We start from the raw sequence: 15457 nt of genomic DNA on the forward strand, positions 1-15457 counted from the left end.
CGCCTCCTGTGAAATTAGTGTTCTCATGTTGGTTTCTACATTTATCTATTATGAGCCGAGTGGAATTGCAAGCTGATCTTGTGATACGAAATCATTAATATGAACAGCTTCTTTTACAGATACATCAATCAATTCAGAAATTTCATCAGATGTGAGTCCTTTAATCATCTTAAGGTGCTTAGAAGAATAATTTGTCACACCAAGACCTATTTCTTCACCATCCATATCTGTTACTTTAACCACTGCACCAGGCTTAAAGTGACCGTGTACATAATGCACACCTATCGGTTGTAAGCTTCTTTCTTCGTCTGAAATTTCGTCTCTTGCTTTATCAGTTACAATAACTTCACCTTCAGGACCAGAATTAAATGCGATCCATTGTTTCTTATTATCAAGTTCTGCGTCTCCTTCAGGTGTGAAGTACGTTCCCCTTGCAGTTTCTTGAACGGCATTATAGATAATTCCTTTTGTAGAAGCATTACCTAAGAATGAGTTTGTACCTGAAGCCATAGCAATCTTAACCGCATCAATCTTCGATCTCATACCACCTGTTCCTACAGAACTGCTTGGTTCTCCAGCAGATTCTTCAATTTCAGGAGTTATCTCCGTTACATGTTCAAGTAGTTCAGCGTCAGGGTTTTTCCTTGGATCGTCACTGAACAGTCCATCTATATCTGAGAGGATGATAAGTTGATCAGCATCAACTAAAGCACCAACTTTAGCAGATAGCGTATCGTTATCTCCAAATTTCAAACGTTCAACTGTTACTGTGTCATTTTCATTAACGATCGGTACAATACCGCGCTCTAATAATACATTAATGGTATTGCGTGCGTTGTTGTATCTTTTTCGATCGGAAAAGTCACTTCTCGTAATCAAGATCTGTGAAGCTGTATAACCATGGGAGATAAAGCGCTCTGAGTAAGCTTCCATCAATAGCCCCTGGCCAATCGATGCGGCCGCTTGTTTTTCAGAAAGAGATGTCGGACGCTCAAGGCAACCAAGTCTGCGATAGCCAGCAGCTACTGCACCTGAAGATACGAGAAGTACTTCGTGTCCTTCATCTTTTAACATTACGATGTCATCGACTAATCGCTCTAGTTTTCTGCGGCTAATGTCTCCGAGTCTGCTCGTAAGTGAGCTGCTTCCAATTTTTATTACGATTCGCTTTTTTCCATCGTCTAGATTCATCATTTCACTCCTATTAACTTACCGTTAAATGTGTTTTTGTCATGTGTCACTGGACAATTTTCTGTAATCAATTCGACTATTCGAGTATAACAAACCGTCATTTCCTGACAATACCAGCTTCCCAAATAGTGCGGATAGATGGAGAATAACTAAGAAAATGGACGATAGGGGCTCTAATCTCTTCTTATATACTCTTAGGAGATGAGACGCTGTCACAACCCTATATATAACTACTGATCCGAGTGCATAATTACCAAATAAACCCAATTTATGCGAGAAGGTGAATATAAGCATCACTCCAATTCAGCGTAATGTAAGGGCTTACATTTGTTCAATTGTATAAATTCCCTGATTTATACAATTGTAAACGTGTGGTTCATTTCCTTCCTTCAAACTTTGGTATACTGCATGTAATACATTTAGAAAAGGATGAAGATAAATGCATGGTTGGGAAATGATTTTCTTCATATTAACCGCTTTTTGGATAGGAGAATTTATTTTTAAGCGAGGAAAAGAACAAATGGAACGAACTACTATGGAAAGAAGATCATTTCGACTAATCTTTTTGATGACATCAATGGCAATTCTTTTTACCGTCATCCTTAGTACCTTCAATATGTTTAGGATGGAAGAATCTCATTTGACGAGAAGTATTGGAATACTAATTTACGGTGGAGGTATATTACTACGGTACTGGGGAATTAAAGAGCTTGGGCAATTTTTCTCAAGAGATGTGATCGTAGAGGAAGAACTTGAATTAGTTAGTTCTGGTCCATATCGTAAACTAAGACATCCCCTTTATACAGGTTTACTACTAATTATGATCGGCTTTCCTATATATATGGGGGTTTGGATGGGAGTAATAGTATCAGCCTTGTTCATAATACCAGTGTTACTGTATAGAATTAGAATTGAAGAAGAGATGATGTCTAAATCGATTGGTGTTAAATATGAGGAATGGGGCAAATCACGAAACCGCCTTATCCCATATATTTATTAGGAATTTTCTCTTGAAAACTTAATGGAATGATTAAACATCATTAGAAAGAGGTACCTCATGAATGAATCTAAAACACATATTAATTTAAGAAACAGTTTTTGGTTTTTACCAGTGGTCTATGGAATTATCTCTGTTATTGTTGTAGGACTAAGTACTTGGATCGATATCGCCTTCGTTTCACAGCTTGGAGGTACGTATTCCAAGCTTTTCCTAGCTTCAGAAAAAATAGCTCAATCCTTGTATGGACCACTAATCACTGCGATTTTAACGATGACCACTATTTCTTTTTCTTCTATTATGGTGGTTTTAACAACTTATTCTTCGCAATTTTCACCTAGGACGCTACAGGACTTTATTTCAGATCGGTTCACTCAGCATGTTTTAGGGATATTTGTAGCTGGTTTCATTTTCGCACTGGTTAATATGCTCTTTTTGACTGGAAAAGATGAGAGACTTTTATTATCGCCCGTGTTAACTGTATTGATTGCGATCGCTTGTTTACTATTCTTTATACTATTCATCCATCACTCCTCTTCTTTTGTTCAGGTGAGCAACCTTATTGAGAAGATCACCAGGGAGTCTATTTCTTTGTTAGATACGAAAGAGGAAATGATCGACGGAGAAAGGTTTGAAGGTTGGGACAGTTGGGAGCAGCTTGAGCTGAGAGAAAGTGATGGTATTCCCATTTACAGTGAAAAGATGGGGTATATCCAAAAGATTCAATTCAATAGTCTTGTGGAAAAAGCAAATCAAGATGACGCTGTCATTAGATTGAACGTTGTAGTAGGTCACTATGTGAAACGAGGCTCTTTACTTGGGACTGTTTGGTTGAATGACAAAAAAACATTCTCAAAGAATAGCTTATTAAACCGAATCGCGATTGGTACAGAGCGAATCAACTCGCAGGATTTGGAATTTTCGATTCAAAAGCTTGTGGAAATAGCGTTACGCGCAATTTCTCCTTCTGTTAATGATCCTCATACGGCTATTAACTGTACCAATCGAATTGGATCGATCTTGTGCAGAATTGGGGAAGTATATCACCCTAAAGAAGTCTTTTTTGACTCAAATAAAAACCTTCGACTTATGACTTCGCCAAAGTCTTTCTTCGAATACCTTTATAAGTCCTTTTACTTAATAAGGCATTACGGTAAAGGTGATGTTGCGGTTATGAATGGAATACTCGAAGCATTGATTTTAACAGCAGAAGGACAACGAGAAGAAATTAAAAGCGATGTTCGAAAATTCCATGCTTATATAATGGAAGGGATGGATTTTGAACATTATCCAGAGCTAGATAAAGAATTAATAGCGACAACATCTGAATATTTAGAAGAAATTTGTAAGAAATAAGTGTTATGGGGCAGAAAGGGTGAAACAATGGGGAAAAACCTTACACCGGTCTCAGGGAATGAGAGAATTCATTCCATCGATGCGATGAGGGGGTTTGCATTGCTTGGAATTTTTCTTGTGAATATGGTCGATTTTCACTCTCCCTTTATTTATGTAGACCAGATGGATTATTGGGGAAGTCAGTTGAATCAGTGGTCAATGCATGCTATTGACTTCTTTGCACAGGCAAGCTTTTATCCGCTATTTTCTTTCTTGTTCGGGTATGGTTTTATTATATTTAGAAATCGAGTGATAGAAAGGAAAGGAACGTTTTATCCATTGATGATAAGGCGGCTTCTTTTCTTAATGCTTTTGGGAGTGATTCATTTCACCCTGGTCTGGCACGGTGATATTTTATTTACCTATAGTCTTTGTGGCCTGCTTCTCCTTCTATTAATAAAGTTGAACGGTACTAGACTACTACAAACCGGAATGGTTCTTTGGCTCATTTATGCCATCTTCTTGTTCATATTAATGCTACCTCTCAACGCTTTGGACTTTACAAGTCACCAACCGAATGCGATTCAACAATCGATTGAGGTATATGGTAATGGCAGTTTCAAAGAGATTACTGAGCAAAGAATCAGTGATTGGTCATATGTTAATGGAGGCTGGAATGGCTTCTTTCTATTGTTTGTGATCTTGCCTTTCTTTTTGTTTGGGGCGGGGTTTGCTAAGAAGGGGTGGCTGAATGGGGATGTTGTAAATATCCCCATTATAAGAAAACTTTTATTCATAGGGATGGTTGGATTTCTAATTAAATTTCTACCTTTTTTCTTTGATTCGTATGCTTTTCTACACTTACAAGATTCCTTCGGTGGACCTCTTGTTTCATTATTTTATATAGCTTTCTTTGTTCTGTTCTATCAAGGTGGAAAAAGAATGAAGGTTTTTGAATGGGTCGGGAAGCTAGCACTTAGTAATTATCTCTTTCAATCATTCGTGAGCACACTGATTTTTTACAATTATGGACTAGGTTTATATGGAGAAATAGGGGTAAGTACAGGAATTCTACTATTGCTTATCATTTTCGTCGTTCAAGTTGTATTAAGTAAGGTTTGGCTGAATTCATTTAAGTACGGCCCTTTAGAATGGGTTTGGAGGCTAGTAACCTATCAGAAACGTTTTGCTATAAAGAGAAAGGAGGGGACACACTTCCATGAGGGTCATTGAAAAGGCGGTTGAACATGCCGCTTATGCTCATGATAAACAGTACAGAAAGAAAACAAACCTTCCTTATGTTTCACATCCTGTTACGGTTGGTTTTTATTTACTTCAATCAGGAGTAAGGGAAGAGGTTGTAGCAGCAGCCATTCTCCATGATGTCTTAGAAGATACCACTACTACCTTTTCAGATCTGGAGCAAGAGTTCGGTTTAGAAATTGCCAACCTGGTAGAGGGCTGTTCAGAGCCTAATAAGAATCAGGTATGGGAAGAACGAAAAAAACATACGATCAATCATTTAGAAACTGCGTCTTTCGAGGTCAAGCAGATTGCATGTGCTGATAAACTTCACAATCTCCGAACAATCCTTTTAGAGCTTCAGCAAGATGGGGATCACGTCTGGGAGAAATTTAGTCGCGGAAGAGAAAAGCAACATTGGTACTATGAGTCAGTGCTAGCAAGTCTACTAGCAAATCTTACTGACAGCCAATCACATTGGAATTTATTTAAGGAGCTAGAAGCAATGATCAATGAGGTTTTTCCAAAATCTATGGAATAACAAAATATACGATTAGCTTTCCTATTCAAGGGTAATGGTAACTATACCCAAAATAAATTGGTAGGAGGCTTATTATGGAAATTATTTTATACGTAGCGGTTGCAATTATAGCTTTAGCTTTTGCAGTGTTAAGTGTATTTCTTATCAAAGTGTTGAAATCTACTGAAACAACACTTTCAAAAACTGCAGAAACGATTGATTCTGTGCAGGGACAAATTGACGGCTTAACGAAAGAAACGACTGTTTTGCTGCACAAGACAAATGTACTAACAGATGAAATTCAAGAAAAAGCAGAAAAGTTCACTCCGGCTTTTGAAGCGGTTAAAGATACTGGAGATTCTCTTCAGAAATTAAATCAATCTTTTTCCAAAATTAGTGATTCTTTTGAAAAAGGTGTAGAATCTAAGCAGGGAAACACTGTCAAAGTAGCGAATTGGGGTAGTACTATCTTAGGATTATGGGAACAGTATCGTCTTAAGAAGTCGTACACTCAATCTGTTAAGGAGGATGGTTAATAATGAAGAAGACGAACGATTCTGAGCAAAATGTCGCTGTGAAGCATGAACCTGCTCCAAAGGGTCAAGATTCAGGGCAAAGAGAAGTGATTCGAATCAATAAGTCTCCTAAAAAACAGGATAACCAGAAGAAAAGGCCAGCGATTGCTGCGCTTGCTGGAACGTTAGTGGGTGCTGCTGCTGGTGTCCTATTAGCTCCTAAATCAGGGAAGGCGCTTCGAAACGATATTAGTGAAGGTGTTACGAAGGCGAAAGATAAGAGTGTCGAGGTTTCTGGAAATGTGAAGGTGAAATCAACTACGCTCGCTCAGTCAGTAAAGTCAAAATCTAACGATCTCGTTGGCAAAGTAAAAAACTTAAAAAAGAACAATGAGACGGAAAATAATAAAGAAGAAGCAGTAGCTCCCAATGGCTATACGAAGAGAAAAGCTTCTGAGCTCGACGAAACGGAAGCACCGGTGTCAACAATGGTAGATCATGATGTCGAAAAAATGATCGTCGAAACATCAGGTGCTGAAACGATGGATGATGTTGTTCAAAGAGATGTTGAACGAACTCTTGAGAAAGATCCCGATTCTCCTGAAACGTTAGAAGATGCTGCAAAGCTTGAACTAGAACGCACATATCGTAAATAATCAAGATCCTCCGCCAATCTAGCGGAGGTTTTTTTCGTATATAAAAAAACAGGCGTTCGCCTGCTTTTTTACGATGGGTGTATGGAATTTACTCGAGTAGCTTCTAATACGACATTTCTCGCTTTAATTGCTTCCTGATGTTCTTGTTTTGCTTTGTTCTCAATTTCTTTAATATTCTGCTTCGATGGACCGGTCATAGGTTTGAAAACCTCCTAATTATTGTTATTAGGTAATACCCCATGTTGCACGTTATAAAACCGAAGAGAAAAGAAAAGTTATAAAATGGTAAAAAGGACGGTAATACTTTTATAGCGCTCTTCGAATTCTTAATAGGGAACAAAATCGGAGCGAAAAAGTGCGAGAAATGTAGTCTTATGACTAGTTTCGACGAAGTTATTTCCAGGATTCTGATTTTAGTGCACAATAGTGATAACGAAGGACAAGACCTGAGATTAAATAGCAGAGGTGGCATACGAATGAATAAAATTCTGATTGTTGATGACCAGTATGGAATTCGTATTTTGTTAAGTGAACTTTTTAAGAAAGAGGGCTTCAAAGCGCTACAAGCACCGAACGGAATGACGGCTATCGAGCTTGTGAAGCAAGAGAGTCCTGATCTTGTATTACTTGATCTGAAGATGCCTGGTATGGATGGATTGGAAGTATTTAAGTCTTTAAAGAAGATTAATGAAGATATTCGGGTTATCTTTATGACAGCTTACGGTGAGCTACAGCTTGTTGAGGAGTTCATGAATCTTGGTGCAATCACCCACTTTGCTAAACCCTTCGACATCGAGGAAGTATGTCGAACAGTAAAAAGGGTCCTTCATGAGAACGCGAAAGAAATGACTTCATCGAAATAATCGTTGAGTAGATCTGCTTTATACGTAAGCAGGTCTTTTTTGTTTGGGAATTTAATTAATTCACTAACCATGAATATCGAAACCTTTTGATCTGTTAAGCGTATAAGGTAGTGATTATGAAAAGGGGGAGAATGAGGATGAATGATCACGAGATTGATTTTAAGTTGTACGGGGATGATATGCAGTTTGTTGAAGTTGAGCTTGACCCAGGTGAGACGGTAATTGCAGAAGCGGGTAGCTTAATGATGATGGAAGATGAAATTGAAATGGAAACGATTTTTGGAGACGGTAGTGACCAGCGGGGGATGATGGGGAAATTGTTCAGTGCTGGAAAGCGAGTCTTAACTGGAGAAAGCCTCTTTATGACAGCTTTTACAAATCAAGGAGTCGAGAAAAAACATGCCTCATTTGCTTCCCCGTATCCAGGGAAGATTATCCCGATGGACTTAAGTGAACTGAATGGAAAGATTATTTGTCAGAAAGATGCATTTCTCGCTGCAGCCAAAGGCGTTTCTGTTGGAATTGAGTTTCAAAAGAAAATAGGAACTGGTTTTTTTGGGGGAGAAGGCTTTATTATGCAGAAGCTTGAAGGAAATGGTATGGCATTTGTTCATGCGGGAGGAACGATTCATCAAAAAGAGCTTCAACCAGGAGAGGTTCTACGACTAGATACTGGTTGTCTTGTTGCCCTTACTGAGGAAGTTGACTACAATATTGAGTTTGTAAAAGGTGTTAAAACAGCCCTTTTTGGAGGAGAGGGCCTGTTTTTTGTAACGCTCAAAGGACCCGGGACCGTTTGGGTGCAATCACTTCCATTTAGCAGACTGGCGAGTCGAGTCTTTGCCGCAATGCCACAAACAGGTGGGGCGAAAGGAGAAGGAAGTATGGCTAAAGGACTATTCGATATGTTTAATGGTGATTGAAACAAATAGAAAAGCTGGCAATAGGGGGATCGCCCTCACTGCCAGCTTTTTTTATTTGCGCTTAACTCTTTTCTTTTGGGCCTCATTTTTTCTTGATACTTCTAGGCCAAGTTTGTTTGTAATTTTCTCAAGGTACTTTTCTTCACCAGGGAGTAAGAGGGAAACGACATTACCTTCTTTCCCCATTCTTCCCGTACGTCCAGATCGGTGTACATACGTTCTAGCATCTTCAGGTAAATCATAGTGGAAGACATGTGTGATGTTATCAATGTCAAGTCCACGAGCGCCAAGATCAGTCGTGATCAGTAGTTGGATTTGGTCGTTACGGAAACGGTTCAAAACGTTTTTTCGTTCTGTTTTATTCGTAGAGCTGTCCAATACGTCAAAAGAGATTTTCTTTGTAGCAAGGATTTCTTTCAGTCTCGATAAGAAATCACTATTGTTAACAAACGCGAGTGCTTTTACGCCTTCTTTTTTGGCGAGTTTTCTTAATACTTCGGGCTTCTCGCGACGGTTTGTAACATAGTAGCTATGTGAAACTGCTTCTTTGTCTTGCTTTGAAGCCTCAACGGTAAGATGAGCAGCATTTTCAGATAGCTTCTTTGCCTGCTGCGTAACTTTATCAGAAAGGGTGGCTGAGAAAAACAACAGTTGGCAATCACGCATAGCGGATTGACAGATGAAAGAGACATCTTCCATTGTAGAAGGATGAAGCACTTGATCGGCCTCGTCACAAACGATGGTTTTCACTTCATGCATTTTTAATTTCTTCATCTCAATCAATTCTGCTATGCGGTTTGGTGTCCCAACAATTAACTTTGGATGTTTTTTTAACTTTTCTATTTGCCGCTTTATCGCAGCGCCACCGATCATAGATGCTGCACTCATGTCGCTACCCTCTAGAAATTTCTGGGCAACGCCAAATACTTGCATCGCAAGTTCACGAGTTGGTGTAAGAATCACCGCTTGAGTGTGTGTTTTATCACTTCTTAACTCTTGAATAATCGGGAGAAGGTAGGCTAACGTTTTTCCAGTTCCGGTAGGGGCTTCAACTAGTAAATCCTCTCCATTCAGAATGCGTGGAATGGCTTGTTCCTGAACGGGGGAGAGGTTGTCAAACCCTGCTTCTTTCCAATTATTTGAGAGAAATGGTTGTTGTTCGAACATGGTCATAGGTATACTCCTTTTATTATCAACTGAACTTATTTTAACATATAATGTCCTTCTCAGTTATCCTTCGCATACGTTGTGTCTAATTATCCAATACTAACTCCATTAATTATAAGGAGGGCTTAAAAGATGAAAGAAGACGATATCTCAAAAAATTCTCCAATATTTGATGAAACGCAACCGCATCAGATCGATGCCCCGACCTTTAAAGGGACTGGTATAGAAATGAAAGCTCCTTTTGTAAATCGGTATGGCGTCGTGATCGGAGATAGTTTATATAACTCAGCCGATTCGCCCCTTAATAACTGGAGTGATGAGATCGATCCCTCTATCATGTCTGGTGATGAATGGATTCATCCTACGAACGATATAGGTTGGAACACGGATGAAAACCATGAAATGTTACATCAAAAACGAGCAGAAAATGGCATCCTGCATCACGACACACATGACGTCAGCTATATGAAAGACTAGGATGTTTGCGCGCAAAACATGAGGGAATGAAAATGGTAAGGAGGTCGAGCTCATGAATGGATATTTACTTAGGAAAATGGCTATTTATATTTTAGTTGCAGGACTTGTAGTTGCATTGTTTATCGGAATAACTCTTGGAAGTTACTTACCAGATTATGCCTCGATTCAAGAGCCGCATCCTCTTCGCTGGATATTTGCTTTTGGAGCATTTGGAATTAGTGGAATCATTTCTTCAATTATGTATACAGGTGGCGTCATTGCAGGCATAATCGATCGGAATGATAAGTGAAAATTGACAAAGAGCGCATCGAATCGATGCGCTCTTTCTTATGGGTTATATATAACGATCGTTAATTTATTAACAGTAACTCCTTCATTGCCGCGGTAAACATACCATAGAGATCTGTTGATCTCTCAAACAACGAAAGCCCTACCTCTCTTTCATCCTTACGGCTCCGAAGCCGTTCCAGTGTGAGTGAGCAGGATCAACAGCAATTGTAGTATGGCCATTAACTTGATGTAAGCCAATTCGAAACATGCTGTTCATACCCTTCCAGTTATGAATTTTAGTTCTCCTAATGTTAAAGGAGCTAGTTGTTAATACGGGAATTTCGAGATCCCAATTTCTTATTATACACGCTTTCTGTAGGATGTCAATGTTACGACTGTTTATTTTTTCCTATTTTATGTGCGAGGAGACCGAGTGCAATTCCAAAACAAGCACCTCCAGCAACCTCTGCTGGTTGATGCCCGAGCAGTTCATTGAGTTCTTCTTCTCTTCTCACATGAAGAAGATCAGGATAATGCCCTGATAATAACTCGATATCTTCATCGAGGTCATTCACTAATTGAGCAATTTCTCCGGTGTGTCTTCTAATTCCTTGCGCATCGTACATCACGATCACTCCGAAAACACAAGCTAATGCGGTTTCGATCGATTCTTTTCCTTTTTGTAAAGCGGTGTACGTGGCGAGAGCAGATACACCAGCTGAATGTGAGCTCGGCATGCCTCCTGTTTGTAAGAGAGGACGCCAATCCCAGTGTCCAGATTCTCTTTTGTGTGTAAGGATTTTTAATCCTTGGGCTAGCGTAATGGCAGATAGTGCAGTAACGATTCCTTTATTCAACGTATTCACCTCCACATTAGTCTCCCAAACAACAGTAAGTAATATGTTTTGTCAGGTGTGAAATAATAATGCTTAAAAACGGAGGGACTATTATTGAATATCAACCAAAAAGACGTAATACTGATACAAAAAGCCTTGAAAGCACTTCAGAATGATGAGAACCAATTGGAGTATTCAAGCTTACTAGAGAGACTGACGAACAAACCAGGCATGAATGTTAATCTAGAATCATTTATGAACGATTCAACTGATTACAACAATCTTTTTTAAACAATGATGAGGTAAGCCGGGGGCACGTAGGCCCTGGCCCTTTTTTATGAAAATCGGAATGATAACTAGTCCTCCTCCTGTTGTTTCCACATACCATATTTAGGAAGAAAGAAGTGTGTGGCAAAAAAAGGAGTGAGTTAAATGGCAGAGGACAACAAATATGCCATTACGAGAGACTATATTAATAAAGGAAAATCCAGGCCACAAGAAAAAAATAACGGAATAAAATTTATTGTTGCGCATGATACAGGAAATGCAGGTTCCACTGCATACGGTAATCGCGCGTATTTTGCAAAAAACGTCGTTTCAGCTTCAGCACATACATTTATTGATGATGAAGTCATCTTAGAGATTATTCCGTTAGATGAAAAAGCCTGGCACGTTCGATATGTTGTGAATACTGATAATGTTTTATTTAACGGTGACGCGAATGACAATGCTATTGGAGTAGAACTATGTTGGGGAGGGCGAATTACATTTATTGAAGCATATAGTCGGTATGTGTGGTACATCGCTTATCTTTGTTACGAATACAAGTTAGACCCGGAATCTGATGTTGTGGCACACTCCACGTTAGATCCTTCTAGGAGAACTGATCCACAGAATGCTTTGAATCGCTACGGAGTGACATGGGCTGAATTTATTAGTGATGTAACAGCGAATTTTCATCTGTTCAGTGGTTCTGAAAAGTTAGATGTTATTGCTATAAAGCCAAAACCAACCATTCTTCTTCTAAGCTATGGAGATCGTGGAGATGAAGTAAAACGAATTCAAAACTATTTAATCGATGCAGGTGTGAATCTTCAGGAAAACGGAGCAGATGGCATATTTGGTAGAGAAACGGAAGAAGCTGTTAAGAAGTTTCAACGACTGTATGGTCTTAGTGAGGATGGAATTGTGGGTCCAATTACACTAGCTGCATTGAAAAGGGCTCCTAAAAAACCCGTATATTCAGCACCAGTGCGACCATACCCAGGTCACTATGTCATGATTGGTGATCGAGGAAAAGACGTAGAAGCGATCCAGCGAGCGGTAAATGTGAAGGCTGATGGTATTTATGGTCCAATCACACGAGATGCAGTAAGGAAATATCAAGCTAGAAAAGGTTTAGTCGTAGATGGGATCGTAGGACCAAATACTTGGAATATGTTGTTCTAAGTGATTCCGAAATAAACTAACGTCGCTCCCTCATAGTGAGGGGCGACGTTAGTTTTGTTTAGGAACCTTTAATTCTGGAACCCATTGACTCATATGTGCGTTGATTTCATTTAGTAACTCAGGCTTTGCGTCTTTAAGGGGTTTAACACGATACCCTTTCTCAACAAAAGTAGGGAAAAACGCTGGGGAGGTTACATTGACGGTCGTTTCCCCTCGAAAGTTTTTCTTTTCGATCGTTAATGTAAGAATTCCACCGATATCTTTATAGTTATACTTTTGACCGGATAAAAAATTTCCTAATGAATAGGCGACAAAAACTTTTCTACCATCTGTCGTATTAATCCATTCAACTGGCTGAAGAACGTGTGGATGATGGCCAAGAATAATGTCGGCACCTGATTCAGCAATAAATGAAGACAAATCTAGTTGGAAATTGTTTGGCAACCTTTCGTATTCATTGCCAAAGTGCATGCTGACTACAACTGCATCTGAGACTGATTTTGCCTTTTGAATATCTTTTGTAATCTTTTCTTTATCGATATAATTAACCAAATAGGGCTTGTTTGCAGGTGGGCGAATTCCATTCGTACCATATGTATAAGCTAGAAAAGAAACGGTTATATCATCTTTTTTTATCGTCCTAATCTTTGATTGCTCTTCTGATGAAAGGTAACTACCTGTATAAAGCATACCGATTTCTTTCCAGTGTTTGATGGCACTTTGTAGTGCTTTTTCACCTCGATCAAGGGTGTGGTTATTTGCCATAGAAACAACATCTACACCTGTTGCTTTTAGAGCATCTCCAACTTCTTGTGGGCTATTGAAGCTTGGATACGATGATAAGCCGATCGATGTTCCACCAATGACTGTTTCCTGATTAGCAAAGGTTATATCTGCCTGTTCCAATTCACCTTGCACAGCTTTTAGCATTGGCATAAAGTCAAATCCGTTATCGGTTTCAGCATTTTCGTAAACGCGATCGTGGATAAGAATATCACCGACTGCGGAGAGATCAATTGAAGAAAGCGAAACCGTATTGCTCTCAGTTAAGGCAAGGTCATCGCGGTAAGGAGGGAGGTTTTTCGGTTCTGAAAGTGAGGAACCTTCTGTATTCATCAACAAAAATGTAACACTAAATGCAAGAAAGACGACTATAGCACAAATGATTATTAATTTTTTCTTCATTTTCTTCACCTTTATTATGTATTTGTTACTTAGTATGTACTAATTATATGTTATCTCAATAAATAGTCCTAATCGTTTTCGAAAGAAACAGACACGACTAGTCAAATTCGTGACTTTTGTCGTGTCTATTAGTTTGGTGAAGTAAGCGATTTACAAGACAAGGTTAAGTTGATCGAAGAGATCTTTTGTCTTGTTCGGTTGATCGAGATAGTTCGACACTATAGGAACGATCGATTTGTTATAGATTCCGTTTAGTGAAGACTTGTCAAAACGAATCATATCAGGTCTAGTGTGAAAGAATCGGACGAGCGCTTCTTGTATGTCTAATTTCTTGAAGGGGGATTTGAAATCGATCACGATATTGGTTTGAAAGCTCGAGAGGGAAAGACCAGCGTGAAGCCCTCCTAAAAGTCCTGAATCCTTTCAAGCGTAGCACTAACGTTTTTTGGAATTGCGTATTGGTTGATTCCTCATTTAACAGGAAGGGTACTTACCGGAAGAATGCATAGTATAGCGAACCTACAAACGATTCTTTGGGCGGTCGGCATGTTCTTTATGTCGGGTGCTATGCATACTGTTGGCTTACTTGGAGCTCCAAGAAGAACAGCATACACAACTTATCAAGAGCATCCAGATGCTCTTGGGTGGATTCCATATGAAGTGACGATGGCAGTTAGCGGATCTATTTTATTCATAGCCATCTTATTATTAATGTTCATTCTTACAGACCTAGCATTCTTTGCTCCGAAGGGAAAAGAAGACTTTCCAATAGGAACTGTAGCTGATCGTGCTGAAAAAACACCACTTATTCTTGAAAACTGGAGACTATGGTTAATGGTAGCTACTATCCTTATTCTCGTTGCATATACCGTGCCAGTTGTACATATGATTGAACTGGCCCCACCAAGTTCACCTAGTTTTAAGTTTTGGTAGTTAAAACGCTGGTTTCAACCAGCGTTTTTCTATTTGGTGACGTTTTGATATAGTATAAATGAAAATGTGGGAGGAGAAATGTATGAAGAAACCTGACATTCTATTTATTGGCGCTGGTCGTATGGCCGAAGCGATATTTTCGGGACTTAAGCAATCAGAACATATTGGTACTGTCACGATATCGAATCGATCAGATGCAGAAAGACTAGCTCATTTGAAGCGTACATATCATGTTGAAACTGCGAAATGGCAGGATGTTGTGGCAGATCACAATGTTATTGTACTTGCGATGCCACCTTCAAGTCATCCTGCAGTGATGAAGGAACTAGCGAACTTCGTAACGAATCAGCTTGTTATTACAGTTGCAGCGGGTATTGGCCCTACTGTTCTTGAAGAGGCAATGCCAGGTATTCCTGTAGCATGGATTATGCCAAATACAGCTGCTGATGTGAATGAATCAATGTCGATTTATGCATGCGGACAGCACATGCAAGAAGCTGACAGAGTAATTCTTCAAATGATACTTGATGCAATCGGGGAGTCTGAAGAGCTATCTGAAGAACAAATTCATGAACTAACCGCTGTGACTGGAAGTGCTCCTGCGTTTGTATATCAATTTGCAGAAGCTCTTGAACAAACAGCCAAATTATATGGTTTATCAACTGAGCAAGCAACAAAGCTTGTTGTGCAAATGATGTACGGTTCAGTTGCGATGTTAAAAGATGGAAGAAAAGCCGGTGACTTACGAGACCAAGTTACGACTCCAGGAGGTGCTACAGCTGCTGGATTAGAAGTCCTTCAGGAGGGCAACTTCAGCGAAATTCTTCACGAAGCTGTAATTGCCGTCAATCGTAAAGCGAAAGAACAAGCGAATAACTAAAAAAACATGCTCGGCTTT

Annotated in this window: 19 protein-coding genes and 1 pseudogene; 15 read left to right on the forward strand and 5 right to left on the reverse strand. The window is 39.3% G+C overall.

What is annotated here, in order from left to right:
• Positions 1-48: 48 nt before the first annotated feature.
• Positions 49-1191 carry a glutamate 5-kinase gene (gene proB, locus SJY16_RS05220; RefSeq protein ID WP_377892064.1) on the reverse strand — a complete coding sequence of 381 codons (1143 nt, stop codon included), beginning with the start codon at positions 1189-1191 and terminating at the stop codon, positions 49-51.
• A 439-nt stretch (positions 1192-1630) separates the two neighbouring features.
• Here proB and SJY16_RS05225 point away from each other — a divergent pair, with 439 nt between their 5' ends.
• From SJY16_RS05225 to SJY16_RS05250, 6 genes are all read left to right on the forward strand, one after another.
• Entirely contained in the window at positions 1631-2191 is a 561-nt protein-coding gene (locus SJY16_RS05225; RefSeq protein WP_377888038.1) for a methyltransferase family protein, read from the forward strand.
• A gap of 57 nt (positions 2192-2248) precedes the next feature.
• Positions 2249-3544: a DUF2254 domain-containing protein gene (locus SJY16_RS05230; protein WP_377888039.1), complete on the forward strand. Its 1296-nt coding sequence runs from the start codon at positions 2249-2251 to the stop codon at positions 3542-3544.
• 27 nt (positions 3545-3571) lie between these two features.
• Positions 3572-4756 (forward strand): DUF418 domain-containing protein, encoded by a 1185-nt coding sequence (locus SJY16_RS05235; protein WP_377888041.1) that lies wholly within the window; start codon positions 3572-3574, stop codon positions 4754-4756.
• Complete coding sequence (locus SJY16_RS05240) at positions 4743-5306, forward strand: HD domain-containing protein (RefSeq protein WP_377888042.1); 564 nt, start codon at positions 4743-4745, stop codon at positions 5304-5306. Before SJY16_RS05235 ends, SJY16_RS05240 begins: the two co-directional genes overlap by 14 nt.
• A gap of 74 nt (positions 5307-5380) precedes the next feature.
• Positions 5381-5821, forward strand: a complete 441-nt coding sequence (locus SJY16_RS05245) for a DUF948 domain-containing protein (protein WP_377888043.1) — start codon at positions 5381-5383, stop codon at positions 5819-5821.
• A 2-nt stretch (positions 5822-5823) separates the two neighbouring features.
• Complete coding sequence (locus SJY16_RS05250) at positions 5824-6456, forward strand: YtxH domain-containing protein (protein ID WP_377888044.1); 633 nt, start codon at positions 5824-5826, stop codon at positions 6454-6456.
• Positions 6457-6524: 68 nt separating this feature from the next.
• On the opposite strand, the gene SJY16_RS05255 is transcribed toward SJY16_RS05250, so the two are convergent.
• Positions 6525-6653: a hypothetical protein gene (locus tag SJY16_RS05255; protein WP_377888045.1), complete on the reverse strand. Its 129-nt coding sequence runs from the start codon at positions 6651-6653 to the stop codon at positions 6525-6527.
• Between the two features lie 279 nt (positions 6654-6932).
• Here SJY16_RS05255 and SJY16_RS05260 point away from each other — a divergent pair, with 279 nt between their 5' ends.
• Both SJY16_RS05260 and SJY16_RS05265 read left to right on the forward strand, forming a co-directional pair.
• A complete protein-coding gene (locus SJY16_RS05260) occupies positions 6933-7319 on the forward strand; it encodes a response regulator (RefSeq protein ID WP_377888046.1) in 387 nt (128 codons plus the stop codon).
• Between the two features lie 137 nt (positions 7320-7456).
• Positions 7457-8242, forward strand: coding sequence for a TIGR00266 family protein (locus tag SJY16_RS05265; protein ID WP_377888047.1), 786 nt, complete (start codon positions 7457-7459; stop codon positions 8240-8242).
• Between the two features lie 51 nt (positions 8243-8293).
• Here SJY16_RS05265 and SJY16_RS05270 read toward each other — a convergent pair whose 3' ends face one another.
• Positions 8294-9415, reverse strand: a complete 1122-nt coding sequence (locus SJY16_RS05270) for a DEAD/DEAH box helicase (protein ID WP_377888048.1) — start codon at positions 9413-9415, stop codon at positions 8294-8296.
• Positions 9416-9541: 126 nt separating this feature from the next.
• Here SJY16_RS05270 and SJY16_RS05275 point away from each other — a divergent pair, with 126 nt between their 5' ends.
• The gene (locus SJY16_RS05275; protein WP_377888049.1) at positions 9542-9886 is read left to right on the forward strand and encodes a DUF3905 domain-containing protein; all 345 of its coding nucleotides are present in this window, start codon (positions 9542-9544) and stop codon (positions 9884-9886) included.
• A 52-nt stretch (positions 9887-9938) separates the two neighbouring features.
• A complete protein-coding gene (locus tag SJY16_RS05280; RefSeq protein WP_377888050.1) occupies positions 9939-10175 on the forward strand; it encodes a hypothetical protein in 237 nt (78 codons plus the stop codon).
• 370 nt (positions 10176-10545) lie between these two features.
• Here SJY16_RS05280 and SJY16_RS05285 read toward each other — a convergent pair whose 3' ends face one another.
• A complete protein-coding gene (locus tag SJY16_RS05285) occupies positions 10546-11022 on the reverse strand; it encodes a divergent PAP2 family protein (protein ID WP_377888051.1) in 477 nt (158 codons plus the stop codon).
• An 84-nt stretch (positions 11023-11106) separates the two neighbouring features.
• Here SJY16_RS05285 and SJY16_RS05290 point away from each other — a divergent pair, with 84 nt between their 5' ends.
• From SJY16_RS05290 to SJY16_RS05300, 3 genes and pseudogenes are all read left to right on the forward strand, one after another.
• On the forward strand, positions 11107-11283 hold the full coding sequence (locus tag SJY16_RS05290; RefSeq protein ID WP_377888052.1) for a hypothetical protein: 177 nt from the start codon (positions 11107-11109) through the stop codon (positions 11281-11283).
• A gap of 141 nt (positions 11284-11424) precedes the next feature.
• Positions 11425-11937: pseudogene (locus SJY16_RS05295) on the forward strand (peptidoglycan recognition protein family protein); the annotation flags it as partial.
• Between the two features lie 69 nt (positions 11938-12006).
• Positions 12007-12441, forward strand: a complete 435-nt coding sequence (locus tag SJY16_RS05300) for a peptidoglycan-binding domain-containing protein (RefSeq protein WP_377892067.1) — start codon at positions 12007-12009, stop codon at positions 12439-12441.
• Positions 12442-12489: 48 nt separating this feature from the next.
• Here SJY16_RS05300 and SJY16_RS05305 read toward each other — a convergent pair whose 3' ends face one another.
• On the reverse strand, positions 12490-13626 hold the full coding sequence (locus SJY16_RS05305) for a CapA family protein (RefSeq protein ID WP_377888053.1): 1137 nt from the start codon (positions 13624-13626) through the stop codon (positions 12490-12492).
• Positions 13627-14043: 417 nt separating this feature from the next.
• Between SJY16_RS05305 and SJY16_RS05310 the strand changes: the two genes are divergently transcribed.
• Together SJY16_RS05310 and proC are read left to right on the forward strand one after the other, a co-directional pair.
• Positions 14044-14559 (forward strand): cbb3-type cytochrome c oxidase subunit I, encoded by a 516-nt coding sequence (locus SJY16_RS05310; protein ID WP_377892069.1) that lies wholly within the window; start codon positions 14044-14046, stop codon positions 14557-14559.
• Between the two features lie 82 nt (positions 14560-14641).
• Positions 14642-15439, forward strand: coding sequence for a pyrroline-5-carboxylate reductase (gene proC, locus SJY16_RS05315; protein ID WP_377888054.1), 798 nt, complete (start codon positions 14642-14644; stop codon positions 15437-15439).
• Positions 15440-15457: the final 18 nt, after the last annotated feature.

It is taken from the genome of Alkalihalobacillus sp. R86527, from assembly GCF_042466185.1.
Taxonomy (GTDB): Bacteria; Bacillota; Bacilli; order Bacillales; family Guptibacillaceae; genus Guptibacillus.

Excerpts from the sequence above, each read along its gene's own strand:
- proB (WP_377892064.1), bottom strand. The coding sequence starts at position 1,191 with ATGAATCTAGACGATGGAAAAAAGCGAATCGTAATAAAAATTGGAAGC.
- SJY16_RS05225 (WP_377888038.1), top strand. The coding sequence starts at position 1,631 with ATGCATGGTTGGGAAATGATTTTCTTCATATTAACCGCTTTTTGGATA.
- SJY16_RS05230 (WP_377888039.1), top strand. The coding sequence starts at position 2,249 with ATGAATGAATCTAAAACACATATTAATTTAAGAAACAGTTTTTGGTTT.
- SJY16_RS05235 (WP_377888041.1), top strand. The coding sequence starts at position 3,572 with ATGGGGAAAAACCTTACACCGGTCTCAGGGAATGAGAGAATTCATTCC.
- SJY16_RS05240 (WP_377888042.1), top strand. The coding sequence starts at position 4,743 with ATGAGGGTCATTGAAAAGGCGGTTGAACATGCCGCTTATGCTCATGAT.
- SJY16_RS05245 (WP_377888043.1), top strand. The coding sequence starts at position 5,381 with ATGGAAATTATTTTATACGTAGCGGTTGCAATTATAGCTTTAGCTTTT.
- SJY16_RS05250 (WP_377888044.1), top strand. The coding sequence starts at position 5,824 with ATGAAGAAGACGAACGATTCTGAGCAAAATGTCGCTGTGAAGCATGAA.
- SJY16_RS05255 (WP_377888045.1), bottom strand. The coding sequence starts at position 6,653 with ATGACCGGTCCATCGAAGCAGAATATTAAAGAAATTGAGAACAAAGCA.
- SJY16_RS05260 (WP_377888046.1), top strand. The coding sequence starts at position 6,933 with ATGAATAAAATTCTGATTGTTGATGACCAGTATGGAATTCGTATTTTG.
- SJY16_RS05265 (WP_377888047.1), top strand. The coding sequence starts at position 7,457 with ATGAATGATCACGAGATTGATTTTAAGTTGTACGGGGATGATATGCAG.
- SJY16_RS05270 (WP_377888048.1), bottom strand. The coding sequence starts at position 9,415 with ATGACCATGTTCGAACAACAACCATTTCTCTCAAATAATTGGAAAGAA.
- SJY16_RS05275 (WP_377888049.1), top strand. The coding sequence starts at position 9,542 with ATGAAAGAAGACGATATCTCAAAAAATTCTCCAATATTTGATGAAACG.
- SJY16_RS05280 (WP_377888050.1), top strand. The coding sequence starts at position 9,939 with ATGAATGGATATTTACTTAGGAAAATGGCTATTTATATTTTAGTTGCA.
- SJY16_RS05305 (WP_377888053.1), bottom strand. The coding sequence starts at position 13,626 with ATGAAGAAAAAATTAATAATCATTTGTGCTATAGTCGTCTTTCTTGCA.
- proC (WP_377888054.1), top strand. The coding sequence starts at position 14,642 with ATGAAGAAACCTGACATTCTATTTATTGGCGCTGGTCGTATGGCCGAA.